Below are 14,515 nucleotides of genomic sequence, written 5' to 3' on the forward strand. Positions count from 1 at the left end.
AGCCCAACGGCACATGGGCAGTCACGCCCACGCAAGACATCCCCAACGGCACGACAGGCCAGGCGCAAGTCACCGAAACCGACGCCGCCGGCAACAGCGTGCAGACGAACGTGCCCCTGACGATCGATACCGGGGTGCCCAACAACGGCGCAGCCCCGATCGTCACGATCACGGAAGACGCGAACAACGACGGCTACATCAACAAGGCCGAACTGAACGGCAATGTGGATGTGAAGGTGGCCTTCAACCCGGCCCAGGTCAACGCGGGCGACGCGGTCCAGGTCACCTCGGGCGGCGTGACCAAGGACGTGACCATCACGCAGACTGACCTGGACAAGGGCTTTGTCACGACCAGCTTTGCCCCGACGGCCGATGGCACGACGATCACCGTGACCGCCAACATCGTGGACAAGGCTGGCAACGCCAGCGCCACCGGTTCGGACAGCGCCAAGATCGACACGACAAACTACACCGGTCTGGGCATCAGCATCACGACGGACGGCAACAACGACGGCTACATCAGCAAGGCGGAGTTGACAGACAACACCATCGGCGTGCGTGTGACATTGCCGGCCGGTGCGGCGGCGGGTGACACCCTGACGGTGACGGGCTCGGGCAATGTGGCCCAGGTGGTCACACTGACAAACGCGCAACTGACCGCCGGCTTCGTGGACCTGAAGTTCAACCCCACGGGCGACAACACCGACTTCGTGTCGAGCGCCAGCATCGCGGACGCGGCCGGCAATGCCGCGGGTCCGGTGAGCGACGCGGCCCGCCTGCAACTGGGGGCGCCAGGCGCGCCCATCGTCACGCTCGGCGAAGACGCCAACAACGACGGCTTCATCAACAAGGCCGAGCTGAGCGGCAACATCGACGTGTCGGTGACCTTGCCGGCCACGGCGAAGGCGGGCGACAGCCTGCTGGTCAGCGCCAACGGAACGGCTCAGCCAGCCATCTTGCTGACGCAAGCCGACATTGACAAGGGCAGCGTGTCGGTCCCGAACATCACCAACCCTGGCGAAGGCAGCACCCTGACGGTGACGGCGCAAGTCAAGGACGTGGCCGGCAACCTCGGTGCCACGGGCAGCGACAGTGCGATCATCGACACCACGCCTGCGACCGTGCTGACGGCCCAACTCGACCCGACCTCGGACAGTGGCACCAAGGGCGACGGCATCACCAATGATGCGACCCCGACGATCAGCGGCACGGGCGAACCCGGTGCGCAGATCAAGGTCACCTTGCCTGGCACGAACGAAGTGCTGACGACCACCGTGCAGCCCAACGGCACATGGGCAGTCACGCCCACGCAAGACATCCCCAACGGCACGACAGGCCAGGCGCAAGTCACCGAAACCGACGCCGCCGGCAACAGCGTGCAGACGAACGTGCCCCTGACGATCGACACCGGCGTGCCCAACAACGGCGCAGCCCCGACCGTCACGATCACAGAAGACGCGAACAACGACGGCTACATCAACAAGGCCGAGTTGAACGGCAATGTGGACGTGAAGGTGGCGTTCACGCCAGCGCAGGTCAATGTGGGTGATGTGGTCAAGGTGACCTCGGGCGGCGTGAGCAACGACGTGACCATCACGGCACAGGACAAGGCCAATGGCTTCGTCATCACCAGCTTTGTGCCGACGGCCGATGGCACGACGATCACCGTGACCGCCAACATTGTGGACAAGGCTGGCAATGCCAGCGCCGCCGGTGCGGACAGCGCCATCATCGACACCACGCCGCCAGCCCTGGACCTCGACGCCGACAACTCCAGCGGTGTCACCGGCACAGGCTACGTCACCACCTACACCGAAGGTGCGTCCGCCGTCCGCCTGTCGGACGCCGACATCAGCCTGTCCAGCTCGCACCCCACCGTGCTGACCGGCGCGACCATCAAGTTGGCCAACGCCCAAGCTGGCGACGTGCTGTCCGTGGCCAACCCCTTGCCGTCCGGCATCACGGCCACGGTCGTGAACGGTGTCGTCACCCTGAGCGGTTCGGCCTCCTTGGCCGACTACCAGGCGGCCATCCGCAACATCGGCTTCTCCAGCACCTCGCACGACCCGTCGACAGTCGACCGCTCGGTCGAAGTCACGGTCACCGATGGCACCAGTGCCAGCAACACCGCGCTGACCACTGTCCACGTGATTGCGATCAATGACGCGCCCGTGGTTGGCAACACCACCGGCTACGTGTCAGAAGAAGGCCTGCCTGGTGGCCTGAAGGACAGCACCGGCAGCAACGACAACACCGACAGCGCCACCGCCAGCGGCAAGATCACCATGAGTGATGCCGACTCGACCATCACGTCCGTCACCCTGAGTGCGCCCACCGACCCCGTCATGACCTCCAGCGGCCAGCAGGTCGTCTGGACCAGCGATGGGAATGGCGGCCTGATCGGCAAGGACGGCACGGGTGCCAGTGCCAGCACCGTGTTCACCGTGTCCATCGACAACGCCGGCAACTACGCCGCGCAGTTGCTGGCCCCCTTGCACCACGCTTCGGCCGGCGAAGACGTCCTGAACCTGAGCTTCGGCGTCACCGCCAGCGACGGCGCCAAGACTGGACAAGGCAACCTGACCATCCAGGTTCAGGACGATGCGCCTGGTGTGCTCGGCCCCGTCACCGATTCGGTGGTCACGATCAACACCAACCTGTTGATCACCCTGGACGTGTCCGGCAGCATGGACGACATCATCAATGGCACGCAGACCCGCCTGGACCTGGCCGTTGCATCCATCAAGACCTTGCTGGACAAGTACGACCAGATCGGCGATGTGGCTGTGCGCCTGGTGACCTTCTCGAGCACCGCGCAAACCTTGGGCAGCACCTGGCTCACCGTCAGCGCGGCCAAGAGCCTGCTTGCCTCTATCACTGCCAACGGCAGCACCAACTATGACGCTGGTTTGACCACGGCCCAAACCGCCTTCACCTCGGCCGGCAAGCTGGCAGGCGCCCAAAACGTGGGTTACTTCTTCTCTGATGGCAACCCTACGGTGTCCGGCACCAACAGCTCTGAAGAAGCCACTTGGGTCAAGTTCCTCAACGACAACCAGATCAAGTCCTACGCCATTGGCCTGGGCGCAGGTGTCGCGGCCACTTACCTCAACCCCATCGCGCACGATGGCCAGGCCGCCGAGAACCTCAATGGCACGGTGGTCAGCAACCTCAGCCAGCTCGATGCGGTGCTGTCGGGCACGGTCAAGGAAGCCGCGGTGGGCCATTTGTTCACCAAGGGCTCGGTCATGTCGGAAGCGGGCGGTGCCGATGGCTTCTCGCGCTTGGACAGCATCACCGTCAATGGCCAGGTGCACCACTACGATGCCGCGCACCCGGTGCTCACCTTGACCACCAGCGTGGGCAGCCTGACCCTGAACATGGACACCGGCGAGTACACCTACAACGCGCCAGGCAGCCAAGGATCCGCGGGCCTGACCGAGACCTTCAGCTATTCGCTGGCCGATGGCGATGGCGACACCACCTCGTCGATCCTCACCATCCAGGTCCAATCCACGAACGTGCAAGCCGGCACAACGGTGATCGACGCCATGAACGGCACGGCCGGGGCCGACATCCTGATGGGCCGCGATGGCAACGACGTCATGAACGGGGGCACTGGCGATGACCGTTTGTATGGCAATGCCGGCAACGACGTCATCAACGGCGGCGATGGCCAGGACACGCTCAATGGCGGCCTGGGCAACGACACCCTGGGTGGCGGCAATGGCAACGACCTCCTCATTGGTGGTCCGGGCAGCGATGTCCTGACCGGCGGCGCGGGGTCGGACACCTTTGCCTGGCATTTCGCCGATCCTGGCACGGCCACGACTTCAGGCCGCGCGATCGACACCATCAAGGACTTCAACATCGCCCCGGTGGCCGATGGCGGTGATGTGCTGGACCTGCGTGATCTGCTGCAAGGCGAGAACACCACGGGTGGCAGCGGCAACCTGCACAACTACCTGGATTTCGACACCTCCACGCCGGGCTCGACTGTGGTGCACGTCAGCGCCACGGGTGGGTTCACCAACGGCACCTACACGGCCGGGCAGGAAACCCAGCGCATCGTTCTGGAGGGCGTCAACATCCGCACCGACCTGGGCCTGGCGACCAATGCCACGGACGACCAGATCATCGTCAAGCTGTTGCAACAGAACAAGTTGCTGGTCGACGGCTGATCGGGTGACTCATGAAAAAAGCCACGCTGAAAGGCGTGGCTTTTTTTACCGAGGCAGGGGGAGAAACGCTTCAGCGGAACTTGGACTGCGGCACGGTTTTCAGATCGCTGGGCAAGCTGCCGATGTAGTTGGCCAGCAGCTTCAGTTCGGGCAGGGTGAACATCTTGGCCTGGGCGGCCATGATGGGGTTGCCCCGGCCGATCGGGCCCTTGCCCTCGGTCTGGTAGGACTTCATTGCCACGAAGACATAGTCTTCGTATTGGCCTGCCAGCTTGGGGTAGACGTCGATGGGCTTGTTCAGGTCGGCGCCATGGCAGGAGGCACAGTTGCCTTTCTTCAGCAGCGCATCGACTTCCGCGCTGGGTGCACGCCCTTTGCCGGTGTGGGCGGGCAGGTTCTTGCCGTTGGCTTCGTAATACACGGAGATGTCGGCGATGTCCTGGTCGGTCAGGGATGCCGCGATGCCGCGCATGGTGGGGTGCTTGCGTTCGCCCTTCTGGTAGGCGTGCAAGGCCGCCGCGATGTACTTGGCACTTTGGCCGGAAATCATCGGCACCCGGTGCACTTCCGGAAAACTGGCCTGGTAGCCGACGATGCCGTGGCAACCGATGCACATGGCCACTTTTTTCTGCGCCGCCACCGGATCACCTGGCTTGGTCTCCTGGGCATGCGCTGCTTGTGTCAGCAAACTCGCCACGGCGAGGCCCAGGGAGCAAATCAGGGGGGACAGTGTTTTCATGGTTCGAGCGGGGGGAAAATGCTGACAGGTGAAAAAACACGAATCGCGCCATTATAGAGAGCGACCTATACTCGAATACAGGATCAACCCGGTTGAGCAAATTCATGAAGTTTCAAGGCACGGACCAATACGTCGCGACAGACGACCTCAAACTGGCGGTCAACGCCGCCCTGACGCTGCAGCGCCCCTTGCTGATCAAGGGCGAGCCCGGCACCGGCAAGACCATGCTGGCCGAAGAGGTGTCGCAAGCGATGGGCATGCCACTGTTGCAATGGCACATCAAATCGACCACCAAGGCGCAACAAGGGCTGTACGAGTACGACGCCGTCAGCCGCCTGCGCGACAGCCAACTGGGCGAAGAAAAGGTCAAGGACATCCACAACTACATCATCAAGGGTGTGCTGTGGCAGGCTTTTGACGCCGACCAGCAGGTTGCCTTGCTGATCGACGAAATCGACAAGGCCGACATCGAGTTCCCGAACGACCTCCTGCGCGAAATCGACCGCATGGAGTTCTACGTGTACGAGACGCGACAGCTGGTCAAGGCCAAGCACCGCCCGCTGGTCATCATCACCTCGAACAACGAAAAAGACCTGCCAGACGCCTTCCTGCGCCGCTGCTTCTTCCACTACATCCGCTTCCCGGATGCCGCCACGATGAAGCAGATCGTGGACGTCCATTTCCCGGGCATCAAGCAAGATCTGCTGGCCGCGGCCATGCGCCACTTCTACGAGGTGCGCAACCTGCCGGGCCTGAAGAAAAAACCCAGCACCTCCGAGCTGATCGACTGGCTCAAGCTGTTGTTGGCTGAAGACATCCCCTTGTCGGTGCTGCAAAGCAAGGACGACAAGGCCAGCGTGCCGCCTCTGGTGGGCGCCTTGCTCAAGAACGAGCAGGACCTGAGCTTGTTCGAAAAGCTGGTGGCCATGGCCCGCAACAACCGCTGATCGCGGCGTTGAATGGTCGGTCAGGCCGCTTCGCGGTCTGGCGCGCTGACCACCTTGTTGCGGCCTTCGGCCTTGGCCTTGTAGAGCGCATCGTCGGCGCGGCGCAACAAGGAAGACAAGGTTTCCAGCGGGTCGTTGGCCGTGGCCAGCCCCGAACTGATGGTGACCGTGATCGTCTCGTCCGCCCAGGGGATGTTGATCTGGCTGATGGCGTGGCGCAGGCGCTCGGCCGCCAGCAGCGCGCCCTCGTGCAGGGTGTGCGGCAGCAGCACGCAGAATTCCTCGCCACCAAAACGGGCCACCCGGTCCACCTCGCGGGCCTGCGCCTGCAGGGCTTGCGAGACGGCGCACAGCACGGCGTCGCCTGCGGCATGGCCCAGCCGGTCGTTGATGCGCTTGAAGTGGTCGATGTCCACCATCAGCACGGTGAAAGGTTCGCCAAAACGGTGCAAGCGTTGGGCTTCGCGGTCCAGCAGGTACTCGATGGCGCGGCGGTTGAGCAGGCCGGTCAGGGCGTCGTGGTGGGACAGGTGTTCCAGGCGACGCACCAGCCGGATGACGACGATGTAGCCCAGCACGAAGGCCGACAGGATGGAGACGGTCACGCTGGTGAAGGCCATGCCCACCTGGGCTTGCTGGACATTGCTCAGCAACCAGGGCCAAGGCACCTCGGGGAACAATTCGCTCACGGCCAGGCCGGCGAACATCAGCGCCGCACCGGTCAGGAGGGTCGTGTGCGTCCAGGCGGTGCCCACCTGGAATTCCGTGCGCAGGGGGGCGAAGCATTCGCGGGCCGTGCGCCACATCACCCAGGCGATGACCAGGCTGCTGACCGTGATGCCGCTCGTTCGCCAGCCCATGGGCAAACAGAGGCCCAGGCAGAAAATGGTGGTGCCCACGCCCAGCACCAGGTGCGCGCCATCGGTGTGCCGCAATTTCAGGAAGGCCTGCAGGCCGCGCCGCAACGACACCGCGCCATGCACCACCAGCACGCAGGCCAGCAGCGCGAGGGGAGTGCTTGGCCATCCATCGTTGACCATCATGAAGCCCAGCGCCAGGCCGTTGGACAGGCTGGCCACCAGCCAGTGCATGGCGGCCTTGCGCGACAGGCCCAGCCAGGTGCCCGCTGCCCACCACATCAGGGTGGTGAGCCCGTGCGTCAGCAGCACGAAGGCCAAAAGCAGGTGGCGTACTTCCATGGTGAGACCTTAACGGAGCTCTAACCCAGCCGGGTGACAGGGGCAACCCTGAAACATTGGCAGGGTTAAAACACGCAGGGCCTCGTCTCGGACCCTGTAAGAGGCCAAAATAGGCGGCAATTCGCAGGACTTCATATGCTCATCGATTTCTTCTTCGCGTTGCGTTCAGCCCGGCTGCCGGTCACCATCCCGGAGTACCTCAGCTTGCTGGAGGCCATCAAGCTCGATGTGATCGAACCGTCGGTGGACGAGTTTTATCACTTGGCGCGGATGTCACTTGTAAAGAATGAAACCCACTTCGATAAATTTGACCGGGCGTTTTCCACCTATTTCAGGGGGGCGAGTGCCGCGGTCGACCTGACCCGTGACATTCCTCTCGAATGGCTGCGCAAGCGCTTCGAGCGAGAACTGAGTGCGGCGGACAAGGCCGCGATCGAAGCCATGGGCTGGGACAAGCTCATGGACCGCCTCAAACAGCTGTTCGAAGAGCAGAAAGAGCGCCACGAAGGCGGCAACAAATGGATTGGCACGGGCGGCACCTCGCCCTTCGGCGCGCACGGCTACAACCCCGAGGGCATCCGCATCGGCCAGGACAAGTCACGGCACCGCAGCGCGGTCAAAGTCTGGGACCAGCGCGAGTTCAAAGACTACGACGACACCGTCGAGCTGGACACGCGCAACATCAAGGTCGCCCTGCGGCGCCTGCGCAAGTTTGCGCGCCAGGGCGCGGCCGAAGAGTTCGCGCTGGACGCGACCATCCAGGCCACGGCCGCCAACGCCGGCATGCTGGACATCAAGATGGTGCCCGAACGCCATAACACCGTGAAGGTGCTGCTGCTGATGGACGTGGGCGGCTCCATGGACGACCACATCCACCGCGTCGAGGAAATGTTCTCGGCCGCCAAGAGCGAGTTCAAGCACCTGGAGTTTTACTACTTCCACAACTGCGTCTACGACTTCATGTGGAAGAACAACCACCGGCGCTATTCCGAGAAAATCCCCACCTGGGACATCATCCGCAAGTACAACAAGGACTACAAGCTGATCTTCGTGGGCGACGCCACCATGAGCCCCTACGAGATCCTGCAGGCGGGGGGCAGCGTCGAGTACAACAACGAGGAAGCTGGCGCGGAGTGGGTCCAACGCCTCACGCATGCCTTCCCGCACCATGCCTGGATCAATCCGGAGCCGACTGGGGTCTGGGGCTACCGCCAGAGCATTTCGATCATGCAGCAGTTGGTTGGCAACCGCATGTTCCCCTTGAGCCTGCAAGGGCTGGAAGGCGCGATGCGGTTGCTGAGCAAATGACGGCACGCTTCCTGGTCCTGAGCTGTGTCGCCTGGGGGCTGCTGCCCTCTGGGGCTTGGGCGCAGCAGGACGTCCAGGACAAGGCTGCCTTGCTGCCCCCTGAAGCCGCCGCCAGCGCCGCGGCCCAGGCACCCCGCCAGGCCCGGCGCCCCCCGCCGGTCTGGAAGCTGGACATCGAGGCGCCGCGCGATCTCGACAAGCTGCTGAGCACTTACCTCGATCTGGCGCGCTACCACGAGGAAGCCGAGTCTGAAGCCGAGAAGGGGACGGCCAACGCCAATGCGATCCGGCGCAGTGAATTGCGGCGCCTGGTGGCCGCCGCGCCCGACCAAGCGCGTGGGCTGCTGGAAGCGCAGGGCTACTTCGCCCCGCAAATCCACACCAGCGTCTCTGAAGAGGTCGTGGGGCAGCCCCTCGTCATCAAGCTGGTGGTTCAGCCCGGACCCCGCACGAGGGTGAGCCGCGTGCAGATGGTGTTCGAAGGGGCGCTGGACACGGCCTTGTCCAAGGAGGAGGCCGAGGCCAAGGAATTGGTGGCCGACCTGGAGTCCGAGTGGGCCTTGCCGGCGGGCAGCATCTTCACCCAACCCACCTGGTCGGCGGCCAAGAATGGCATGCTGGCGCAGATGCGGGCGGAGGGCTATCCACTGGCCACCTGGAGCGGTACCTCGGCCACCGTCGATGCGCAGCAGAAGACGGCCGCGCTTTTCGTCGTGGCCGACAGCGGTCCGGTCTTCCATTTTGGCGACATCGCCATCGAGGGGCTGAAAGTGCAGCCGGCTTCGGCCATCCTCAACCTGGCGCCTTTCGCCAAGGGACAGGTCTACCGCGAGCAATCCTTGCTGGATTTTCAGGAGCGCGTGCAAAAGCTCAACCTCTTCGACAGCGTCTTCATCAACATGGACCCCGATCCCGCCAAGGCCGATGGGGCGCCGGTGACCGTGCAGGTGCACGAGCTGCCCCTGCAACAGGCCACGGTGGGCGTGGGCGCGAGCAGCGACACCGGGCCCCGCATCTCGGTGGAACACCTGCACCGCCACGTCTTCAACCAGGCCTGGCAAGCCAAGACCAAGCTGCAACTGGCCAAGGTCGATTCCAGCCTGCAGGTGGATTTGACCTCGCACCCCAATCCCGGCCGCAAGCGTTGGCTGGTGTCGGGGCAATTGGCGCGCGAAACCGACAGCACCGATTCGGTGACCACCAGCGAACGCTTTCGCTTCGGGCAGTTGCGCGAGGGTGAGCGCCTGGAGCTGACCCGCTACGTCGAATACCAGAGCGCCCGGGTGAACGCCAACACCGGCGTGAAGGTCTCGGATGCCACCGCCGTCAGTTTCACGCAGCAGTACGCCTGGCGCGATGTCGACAGCCAGGTGCTGCCGACCAAGGGCATCACGGCCCTGGCCTCGGCGGGGCTGGGCCACAGCTTCGCCACCTCCGAAAGTTCTGGCCTCTTCAGCCGCCTGTATGGGCGCCTGACCTGGTACAGACCTTTGCCTTGGGGCTGGGATGCCACCACCCGTGTCGAAGGCGGGCGGGTCTTGTCCCGGGGTGAATCGGTCAGCGTGCCCGATCCCTTGCTGTTCCGCGCGGGTGGCGACGAGTCGGTGCGCGGCTATGGCTACCGTTCGATCGGCGTGACCCGCGACGGTGCCCTGGTGGGGGGGCGCGCCATGACCACGCTCAGTGGCGAGTTGGCCCATCCCTTCCTCAAGAAATACCCCAGCATCCTGGGGGCCGTGTTCTTCGATGCCGGCGGGGTGGGCGACCAGTTCGCCGACATCAAGATGCAGCGCGGCTATGGCGCGGGCATCCGTTGGCGCAGTCCGGTCGGCCCCCTGAAGATCGACTTGGCCTATGGCGAGCAGCAAAAGAGCTTCCGCGTCCACTTCAGCGTGGGGATCACCTTGTGAGTGACGAGGCGACCGTGCGAACCCGCACCTGGCTGTCGGCCTGGGCGCGCCCCTTGTGGCTGGTGATGACCTTGCTGATGCTGGTCACCCTGGGCTTGGGCGGTCTGTGGTGGGCCTTGCACCAGGAGGTCGCCACGGCGCGCCTGCTGTCGGTGCTGCCGGGCGTGAAGGTGATCGAGCCCAAGGGTGGGCTGCTCACGGGCTTCAGTGCTCAACGTGTCGAGGTCGGTTTGCCGCATGGGTCCAGGCTGGTGTTGATCGAGCCGCGTTGGCAGGGCGTGAGCTTTCGGCATGATGGGTCGGTGGCCACGCAGGTCGGCGTCACCATTGACGCCTTGCAGGCCCGCAGTGTGGATTTGCATTGGGTGTCCGGGCCACCGTCAAAAACGCCCAGTCCGCCTCCCACGCAGTTCGACCTGCCCGTGTCGGTGCGCTTGAAATCGGTGACCGTGGGCGTGTTCCGCAGCAACCTGCTGGCGCCGCAGGATCTGCAGGACCTGGACGCGCGCGTCTTCCTGCAGGAGTCCGTGGGCGCGGGGCACCAGCACCAGGTGGCGTTGAACAAGCTGGTCGTGCATGGCTGGCAGGTGAAGGGCCAGGCGGCGCTGGTCACGCGCGAGCGCATGGACCTGGACCTGAACCTGGACGCCGAGCATCCGGCGGGGGCTTCTGGCGGCATCGACATTGGCGATGCGCGCTTGCGGCTGAAAGGCCCGTTGCAGCGTCTGGCCGCCTCCGGGCAGGTGCAGTTGGGGGAGGGCACCGAAGCCGCCCAAGGCCTTGTCTTGTCCGGCGAGGTGACGCCTTTCGCGGCCTGGCCGGTGCCCCGTTTGGCGTTGCAGGCGCGTGGCCTGAACCTGGCGGTGCTGTGGCCCGCCTTGCCCACCACGGCTTTGTCCGGGCAAGTGAACGTGCAGCCCACGCCCGCCAGCGCCCAGCGTGGCGCGCCCGACCTGGCCATGGACCTGGCCCTTGAGAATGCCAAGCCTGGTTCCTGGGATGCCAAGGGCCTGCCCTTGGTGCGGATGTCGGGCCAGCTTGGTTTGCCCGTGGCCAGCTCTGGTGCGTCGGCCGGCCAGTTGAACACCCTGGGCCAGGCCGGCCAACTGGCCTTGAACCTGGCCTTGCCCAGGATCGGTGGCAAGGCCTTGGCCACGGTGGCCATCAACGGCCATTGGGACCTCGTCACGCCTCAGAACACCATGCTGCAAGCGGACATCCAAGGGCTGGAGCCGCAGGCCCTGGACGGGCGCGCACCGCCTTTGCAATTGCAGGGGCGGGTGAATGTGCAGTCGGCACCGTCGGCATCGAACGAGGCCAGCAAGGACTGGCAACGCTGGGCAGTGCTGGCCGATCTGAAGGGCCAGTACAACAAGGGCCCGGGCACGCCGGTCCGCCCGGTGGCGGTGAACCTGTCCGGGCATTGGTCACCCACCCTGATCGAGGTCAAAAGCCTGACCCTCGGTTCGGGAGATGCCCTGGCCAAACTGACCGGGCAGGCCAGCCAGACGGGCGAAGCACCCTGGCGCGCCAAGGGCCAGCTCGACCTGTCGAACTTCGACCCCCAGTTGTGGATGCCGTGGCCCGACAAGGCGGTCGGTACCAACCGCCTGCAAGGCCGCGTTCAGTTCGACGCCGATGCCTTGGGGCAGGGCGACATGAGTGCTCGCCTGGACCCCAGCCAGTTGGCGGGCCTGGCCCTGACGGGCCAGTTGAGCTGGAAGGGCCCGGCCAATCAGCCGGACATGGCCTTCAAGGCCGATTTGAACCTCGCCGGCAACCAGTTGGCCTTGAACGCGGTGGTGCCCGTGACCAGGTCAGTCCAGGACGGTGTGCAGATCGCCAGCCAGAAGCCTTTGCGTGGGCAGCTTCAGGTCCAGGCCGGTCAGATCCAGGCCCTGCAGCCGCTGGCGCAATGGTGGGGCTGGCACGATCTGCAAGGCAAGGTGCAGGGCGAGGTGTCGGTGGAAGGGCTGTGGCCAGCCTTGTCCACCCAGGGCCAACTGGATTTGTCGTCCTTGCAGGCCAAGGATGCCAGCGACACCTTGTATGCCCTGGAACAGGGCCAGGGCCGGTGGCGGATCAACACCGGCCAAGTGAGCGCGCCTGCGCAAGCGAGTCTGACCATCCGCCAGGCCAGGCTGGGCGGCACGGCCGTGGAGCAGTTCACCGCCGCGCTGGAGGGCAGCGGCCAATCCCACCGCTTGGTGGCACAGGGTGACGTGCGCCTGCCGGTCAAGGCAGAACCCGCCGGTCAGCCCGAGCGGGTGCCGCGCGTCCACCTCGACCTGTCGGTGGCCGGTGGCGCGCTGGACGCTTTCAATGGCTGGAAAGGGCAGATCCAGCGCCTGAGCGTGGCCACCATCGAACCGGCCCCGCGGGCCCTGCTGTCCGCACAGGCGGTTCAGGTGCAATGGGCTTCGACCAAGGACGAGTCCCTGTTGGCGGTCAGCCCGACCCAGGTCGTGGTGATGGGCGCTGGCCTGAAAATCCAGGAGCTGAGTTGGCGCGAGCCTCGGCAAGCCGGTGCCACTGGGGGACAGACCCGGGTCAGCATCGACCTGGACCCCATCAAGCTGGCCGAGATGCTGGCGCGTTGGCAACCCGATGCAGGCTGGGGTGGTGACCTGACCGTGGTCGGGCAACTGCGCATGCAGCACAGCCCCGAGCAACCGTGGCAGGTGGACGGCCAACTGTCGCGGCGCGATGGGGACCTGAGCTTGTCGGAATCGGAAATCGAGGGCAACACGGTCCAGACCTTGGGCATTAAACAAGGCCGCCTGGCCTTGACCGCCCGCGAAGGCGTCTGGACCTTGACCGAGCAGTTCGATGGTCGGGTGGTGGGCACGGTCACGGGCCAGCAAACCGTTCGGGCCCGGTCGCGCGACAGCTTGCCGTCGGCCGACGACCTCTTGGCCGGCACATTGGAAGTGAAGATCGGCAACCTGCGGCCCTGGGGCGTGTGGGCGCCGCCGGGTTGGCGCCTGTCTGGCCAGGTCCAGGCCAATGCCGTGCTGTCGGGCACCTTGGGCGCGCCGTTGTACAAGGGCGAGGTGAATGGGCAGAACCTGGGCGCCAGCCAGGCGCTTCTGGGCGTGAACCTGAGCGATGGCGTGCTGCAGATGAGCCTGCAGGGCGACCAGGCCCGCCTGACCCAGTTCAAAGCCAAGGGTGGTGAGAATGGCGGCACCATCAGCCTGGATGGCGATGCCTTGCTGGGCGCGCAGCCTGAAGCCCGCTTGAACCTGGCGGTGGACCACTTCGCGTTGCTGCAACGGGTGGACCGCCGCGTGCTGGTCAGCGGGCAAGGCAAGCTGCTTCTGGGCGCGGAGGACATCAAGGCCGATGGCCGCTTCGTCATCGACGAAGGCCTGATCGACATCAGCAAAGGCGATGCGCCCACGCTGGGCGACGATGTGAATGTCATCAACCGGCCGGGCGATGTGGCGTCGTCTGGTGAGCAGACCGCCGAGGCCGGGGCCGCGCCCTCAAAGCGCAAGGTGCAGGCGACCATCGAGGTGGACCTGGGCTCCAAGCTGCGCCTGAAAGGCCGGGGCCTGAACGCCTTGCTGGTGGGCAAGCTGGCCCTGACCACGCCCAATGGCCGCCTGGCGGTCCATGGCACGGTCAGGACCGAGTCGGGCTCCTATGTGGCCTACGCGCAAAACCTGGTGATCGAGCGTGGCTCCATCGCCTTCACCGGCCCGATCGAGAATCCCCGCTTGGACATCCAGGCCATGCGGGCCGAGTCGCCCACGGCAGCGGCCTCGGACGTGAAGGTGGGTGTCACCATCTCTGGCACTGCACAGGATCCGCGCGTGCGCCTGTACTCCGATCCCACCATGTCCGAGACCGAAACCCTGTCATGGCTGATCCTGGGGCGTGGTCCGGCAGGCCTGGGCGGTGCTGACATCGGCCTGCTGCAGACCGCCGCCTCGGCCTTGCTGGCAGGCGAGGGCGGTTCGCCCAAGGATTCGGTGCTGGGCGCCATCGGGTTGGATGAGTTGTCGGTGCGGCAGACCGACGGCACCGGCGACGCCCGCGAGACCGTGGTCAATGTGGGCAAGCAGATCTCGCGCAAGTGGTACCTGGGCTATGAGCGAAGCCTGAACGAGACGGCCGGCAACTGGCAGCTCATCTACCGCCTGGCCCAGCGATTCACCCTGCGCGCTCAGGCTGGGCAGGACAATGCACTGGACTTGATTTGGTCTTGGCGTTTTGATTGAGGCAT

The 14,515-nt window shown here is 65.0% G+C and carries 7 protein-coding genes; 5 read left to right on the forward strand and 2 right to left on the reverse strand.

All coding sequences use genetic code 11. The annotated features are described in order from the left end of the window. A partial coding sequence (locus ACREB4_RS15725) for a beta strand repeat-containing protein (protein WP_431589174.1) occupies positions 1-4,181 on the forward strand: 4,181 nt, incomplete at its 5' end. A gap of 70 nt (positions 4,182-4,251) precedes the next feature. Here the strand turns inward: ACREB4_RS15725 and ACREB4_RS15730 are convergent. Continuing rightward, the gene (locus tag ACREB4_RS15730; protein ID WP_431589175.1) at positions 4,252-4,920 is read right to left on the reverse strand and encodes a c-type cytochrome; all 669 of its coding nucleotides are present in this window, start codon (positions 4,918-4,920) and stop codon (positions 4,252-4,254) included. Between the two features lie 104 nt (positions 4,921-5,024). On the opposite strand from ACREB4_RS15730, the gene ACREB4_RS15735 reads away from it, so the two are divergent. Then, positions 5,025-5,867 (forward strand): AAA family ATPase, encoded by an 843-nt coding sequence (locus ACREB4_RS15735; RefSeq protein ID WP_431589176.1) that lies wholly within the window; start codon positions 5,025-5,027, stop codon positions 5,865-5,867. Positions 5,868-5,887: 20 nt separating this feature from the next. Here ACREB4_RS15735 and ACREB4_RS15740 read toward each other — a convergent pair whose 3' ends face one another. Next, positions 5,888-7,066, reverse strand: a complete 1,179-nt coding sequence (locus ACREB4_RS15740; protein WP_431589177.1) for a diguanylate cyclase — start codon at positions 7,064-7,066, stop codon at positions 5,888-5,890. 135 nt (positions 7,067-7,201) lie between these two features. Between ACREB4_RS15740 and ACREB4_RS15745 the strand changes: the two genes are divergently transcribed. Genes ACREB4_RS15745 through ACREB4_RS15755 form a run of 3 tightly spaced genes read left to right on the forward strand, consistent with a single transcriptional unit; the run spans position 7,202 to position 14,510 of the window. Beyond that, the gene (locus ACREB4_RS15745; protein ID WP_431589178.1) at positions 7,202-8,374 is read left to right on the forward strand and encodes a vWA domain-containing protein; all 1,173 of its coding nucleotides are present in this window, start codon (positions 7,202-7,204) and stop codon (positions 8,372-8,374) included. Continuing rightward, the gene (locus ACREB4_RS15750) at positions 8,371-10,284 is read left to right on the forward strand and encodes an autotransporter assembly complex protein TamA (RefSeq protein WP_431589179.1); all 1,914 of its coding nucleotides are present in this window, start codon (positions 8,371-8,373) and stop codon (positions 10,282-10,284) included. The genes ACREB4_RS15745 and ACREB4_RS15750 overlap by 4 nt, the downstream gene beginning before the upstream one ends. Positions 10,285-10,298: 14 nt before the next feature. Further along, positions 10,299-14,510, forward strand: coding sequence for a translocation/assembly module TamB domain-containing protein (locus ACREB4_RS15755; RefSeq protein WP_431589180.1), 4,212 nt, complete (start codon positions 10,299-10,301; stop codon positions 14,508-14,510). The last annotated feature ends 5 nt before the right edge of the window (positions 14,511-14,515 follow it).

This window comes from Aquabacterium sp. (assembly GCF_050725395.1).
Lineage (GTDB): Bacteria > Pseudomonadota > Gammaproteobacteria > Burkholderiales > Burkholderiaceae_C > Aquabacterium.